The organism is Lentzea aerocolonigenes, assembly GCF_000955955.1.
Lineage (GTDB): Bacteria > Actinomycetota > Actinomycetes > Mycobacteriales > Pseudonocardiaceae > Lentzea > Lentzea aerocolonigenes_A.
Window position 1 is genome coordinate 1 of record NZ_JYJG01000471.1, and the last position, 4178, is coordinate 4178.

The 4178-nt window shown below is 65.3% G+C and carries 6 protein-coding genes; 3 read left to right on the forward strand and 3 right to left on the reverse strand.

Translation table 11 applies throughout. From position 1 onward, the window contains the following. The 3 genes from UK23_RS43945 to UK23_RS43955 all read right to left on the reverse strand — a co-directional run. On the reverse strand, positions 1–221 hold a 221-nt coding region (locus UK23_RS43945), incomplete at its 3' end, for an LLM class flavin-dependent oxidoreductase (RefSeq protein ID WP_045317774.1). 15 nt (positions 222–236) lie between these two features. Next, positions 237–731 (reverse strand): DinB family protein, encoded by a 495-nt coding sequence (locus UK23_RS43950; RefSeq protein WP_082115462.1) that lies wholly within the window; start codon positions 729–731, stop codon positions 237–239. Then, entirely contained in the window at positions 728–910 is a 183-nt protein-coding gene (locus UK23_RS43955) for a hypothetical protein (protein WP_045317775.1), read from the reverse strand. The genes UK23_RS43950 and UK23_RS43955 overlap by 4 nt, the downstream gene beginning before the upstream one ends. A gap of 553 nt (positions 911–1463) precedes the next feature. On the opposite strand from UK23_RS43955, the gene UK23_RS43960 reads away from it, so the two are divergent. From UK23_RS43960 to UK23_RS43970, 3 genes are all read left to right on the forward strand, one after another. Continuing rightward, positions 1464–2441, forward strand: coding sequence for a tyrosine-type recombinase/integrase (locus UK23_RS43960; RefSeq protein WP_045317776.1), 978 nt, complete (start codon positions 1464–1466; stop codon positions 2439–2441). Positions 2442–2571: 130 nt separating this feature from the next. After that, on the forward strand, positions 2572–3393 hold the full coding sequence (locus UK23_RS43965; RefSeq protein ID WP_045317779.1) for a Ku protein: 822 nt from the start codon (positions 2572–2574) through the stop codon (positions 3391–3393). Next, positions 3394–4178, forward strand: a 785-nt coding sequence (locus UK23_RS43970) for a DNA polymerase ligase N-terminal domain-containing protein (RefSeq protein ID WP_045317777.1), incomplete at its 3' end; no start/stop codon positions are given.

Below are 4178 nucleotides of genomic sequence, written 5' to 3' on the forward strand. Positions count from 1 at the left end.
GGGACAGGCGTGATCATCGGCCCCAGCGTGATGCGACTCGTGCGCGCCGCCACCGCACCCAACGTCACCCACGGATCAGCCACCAAAGGCTGGGCCACCACGTGATCCCACATGAAGAAGCCGTCCCACCCGGCCGCCTCCGCCTCGACAGCCAGATCACCCAACACCGCGGGATCGCCGTAAGTGTCGCCGTAACAAGGCACGTAAATCGCAAAACGCATGCGGGGGAGTCTGCCTCACGGCCCCACACCCGTCGCACCGTCCAACTGCTCCCGCAAGATGTCCGCATGCCCCGCGTGCCGCGCCGTCTCCGACAACACGTGCACCAACACGTTGAACAACATCACGTCCGGACGCGGCCACCACGGCACAAACCCGGGGGAGTCCACCTTCAGCTCGCTGATCGTGGCGTCCGAGTGCACCCACACGCGCCGATAACGCTCCACAATGTCCACACGGGACTCACCCTCAGCAGCGCGCATGTCCGAACCACGCGCCGCCAAGTCGTCCCACCGCGGCATCGGCTCCGGAAACGGCCGGCCGAACACCTCACCGAAGTACCGCGACTCGGTCAACGTCAGATGCTTCACCAACCCCAGCAGGTTCGTTCCGCTCGCGACGAGCGGACGACGGATCTCCTCATCGGACAGACCGTCCAGCTTCCACACCAACACCTCACGCAGCTCCCGCAGATCGCTGTGGAGGTACTCCTTGGCGAATTCGTCGATCATGAGAAGGCAGCCTGCCACGCGCCCGAGAACGAATGGTCAGGCGCGAACAGCACGAGATGCCCGGTCTCGCGGTGCGCCGCCGTCAGGTTCCCGTTGGCCTCTATCGCCACGGTGACGTAATCCTCGACCGCGACCTCCAGCCCGTACTCGCAGACGACGGCGGCAAACGACGGCAGCAAACGACAAAGATGCCGCGGACACCGGCGTCACCCGAGCAGACGCCAGCAGAGCGGACAGCCGCGGCAGACCCGGCAACGCACCACGCGTCCAAGTGGACGAAGCACCGACAACGACCTCAGAACCCGGCGACACGAACCACGGCACGCACTCCACGAACCGACCCCGGTCAGACACAGGCCGCAAGCGTGGCAGGAGAGGCCTTCCAGTGAGGCCTGATCCACGTTACTTGACATAATGTAGATTATCGGCGAAACGGCGACCTGCGAAGATCGTCCTCAGAAGGGGCTGAAACGCCGCTGTTGGCGCGTCTGCAAGCTCACCCGGCGGGCAGGCCGGTCGCTCTTGCAGACGCCACAACATCTCAACACCGGCGATGTCGGAGCGCGGTCGACACCGACGACTCGTCAGTGAGACGTACGCAGAGGCGGCTCATTACGCTCACGATCCCCGACAAGTGACGCCACCTGGTCCAGCGCCCGGCGAACTCGGGCGAAACGGACATTTCATGCATAATCGCCATTATCCAGCACGGAACGCAGGATTGTCGGTGCTGTGCGGTACAAGATCCATATGCACGTGCTCGCCGCCCAGGACGCCTTCTTCCTCGCCCGCCGGACCCGCAAGGACTCGCCGCACACCACAGCGGCCTACCAGCGCGATCTCTCCGGTGTGAACACACTCCTGGCCGAGACACTCCTCTCCCCCGTCGAGGACCTCACGACCCAGGACCTGACCGGCCGCAACCTCCGCCAGGCCTTCGGGCGGTTCGCCGACACCCACGCCAAGAGCTCGGTGCTGCGGGCCTGGTCGACCTGGAACCAGTTCCTGACGTTCTGCGTGGCCGAGGACCTGATCGCCGGCAACCCGATGGGCGCCGTCGCCCGCCCCAAGACCCCGCCGCTCGTCCCCAAGCCGCTGCGAGGCGAGGACACCCCGGAACAGCTCCTCACGGCGGCTGCGGAGGGAGCGCGAAAGGGCCGTGACCCGTGGCCGGAACGGGACGTGCTGGTCATCGCGTTGGGCCTGGTCGCGGGCCTGAGAAGCGCCGAGATGCGCACTCTGACGCTCGCCAGCATCGTCGGGCGGGAGGGCGACAAGCGGCTGCACGTGAAGGGCAAGGGCAACCGGGACAGATCTGTCCCTATCGAGCCGCCGATGGAGCGCATCGTGGACGCCTACCTCAAGAGTTGCAAGCAGCGCTTCCCGCAGGGCCGCTTCGACCGCGACTCGGCACTCTTGAGGGATCGGCACGGCGAGCCGATCGGTCGGGGTGGGCTGGAGTACCTGGTCAAGTCGTGCTTCCGGTGGGCAGGCCTGAACGACCGGGTCCCCACGGGCGCGAACCTGCACGCGTTGAGGCACACGTTCGCGACCCGTCTGGCCGAAGATGGCGCGTCGGCGAGCGAGATCATGGCGTTGCTGGGGCATGCGAGTCTGGCGACGAGTCAGAACTACATCGAGGCGACTGCGCGGGAGCGGCGGGCGGCGGTGGCGAGCAACAGGACGTACCGGGCGCTCAAGGACATCTAGCCGGGCTGTACCGGCGTAGGGCACGCTCTGGTGAGGACACGTGAGTCGGGGGTCGCTCAGTTGCCGGATCGTTAGGCCAAATGGGTGACCTGATGGTGCGAAAACCGCATTTCAGGGGTACCCAATGAAGATGAGATCCGTGTGGCGTGGGGCCATCTCCTTCGGGTTGGTGACGATCGCCGTGCGCCTTTACTCGGCTGTCGAGGAGCACGACTTCCGTTTCAACCAGGTGCACCGGGAGGACGGTGGGCGCATCAAGTACAAGCGCGTCTGCTCGGTGTGCGGCAACGAGGTGGAGTACGGCGACATCACCAAGGGCTATGAGCTGGACGACGGCCGCATGGTGATCATGGAGAACGAGGACTTCGACAAGTTGCCGGTGAAGACCGACAAGTCGATCGATGTTCTGGAGTTCGTGCCGGCGGAGGAGATCGATCCGATCTACTTCCAGAAGACGTACTACCTGGAGCCGGACAAGGCTGCGGCGCGGCCGTACGTGCTGCTGCGGGACGCGCTGGTCAAGACGGGTCAGCTGGCGGTCGTGAAGATCACGATCCGGCAGAAGGAGACGCTGGCGACGATCCGGGCGCGTGATGACGTGCTGGTGATGCACACGATGTTGTGGCCGGACGAGATCCGCAAGGCGGAGTTCGACTTCCTGGACCAGAACGTGGAGGTGCGGCCGCAGGAGCTGAAGATGGCGACGTCGCTGGTGGAGTCGATGGCCGGGGACTTCGATCCGGACACGTTCACGGACGATTATCGGGACGCGCTGGAGAAGGTCATCGCGGCGAAGGCGGAGGGTGCGGAGTTGCCGGAGCAGCCTGAGGCCGAGGAGAAGGGCGATGTCATCGACTTGATGACGGCTCTGGAGCGCAGTGTGGAGAAGGCGAAGGCCGGGCGTAAGAGCACGAAGAAGGCTGCTCCGAAGAAGAAGGCTTCGTCGGCGTAGATGGCCGGGCTCGACGAGTACCGGCGCAAGCGGGATCCGGCCAGGACGCCGGAGCCCGTGCCCAGTGCTGACGAGCTGCCGCACGGTGACAACGACACGTTCGTGATTCAGGAGCATCACGCGAGCAGCCTGCATTGGGATGTGCGGCTGGAGCGCGATGGTGTGCTGGTTTCGTGGGCGGTGCCGAAGGGTCTGCCGCCGACGACGGACGTGATCCGGCTGGCGGTGCACACCGAGGACCATCCGCTCGAGTACGCCGAGTTCTCCGGGGAGATTCCGAAGGGCGAGTACGGCGGCGGCGAGATGTTCATCTGGGATCGTGGCCGCTATGAGACGGTGAAGTGGTCGGACCGCGAGGTCGATGTGATCTTGCACGGTCGTCGCACCGAGGGTCAGTTCGTGTTCTTCCGGTCTGGCACGGACGGCAAGAACTGGATGATGAAGCGCCGGCATGCTCCGGTGCGTGCGGACTGGAAGGTGCTGCCGGAGCAGCTCAAGCCGATGCTGGCGACGCCCGGTCCCCTCCCCCAGGACGATGATGATCTTTGGGCGTACGAGTTCAAGTGGGACGGTGTCCGGGCGATCCTGCGCGTAGAAGGTGGCCGCGTCCAAGCCTGGTCGCGTCTGGGCAACGACATCACCGTCGCCTACCCCGAACTGCAGGGTGTCGGCGAACAACTCGGCTCGACCGAGGCGCTCCTCGACGGTGAGATCGTCGCGTTGCAGAACGGCCGGCCGAGTTTCAGCGCGTTGCAGAACCGGATGCACGTGAGCAAGTCCGAAGC